Here is a 201-nt window from a genome sequence, read left to right as displayed (position 1 = left end):
AGATCGACGTCTTCACACCCAAACCACCACTGAACACTGCAGTGACCGTGTGATTGCCCGTTGTCGTAAAGACGTGATCAAGAACAGCAACACCATTGACCACATTCACTGCAGCACCCAACGGGACAGTGCCCTCGAAGAACTGCACCGTACCCACATTGCCCAGCGGAGACACATTCGCCGTCAACTGCACAGCAGTAC

General features: G+C 54.2%; 1 protein-coding gene. It reads right to left on the bottom strand.

Going from position 1 to position 201, the window contains the following annotated elements:
• Nucleotides 1-201: Ig-like domain repeat protein (locus QM600_RS29610; protein ID WP_283265343.1), on the bottom strand; the 201-nt coding region annotated here is incomplete at both ends.

Source organism: Rhodococcus sp. IEGM 1379, from assembly GCF_030056815.1.
In the GTDB taxonomy this organism is placed as follows: domain Bacteria; phylum Actinomycetota; class Actinomycetes; order Mycobacteriales; family Mycobacteriaceae; genus Rhodococcus_F.
The sequence above is the reverse complement of the archived record's forward strand: the minus strand, read 5'-3'. Positions and strand labels throughout refer to the sequence as shown.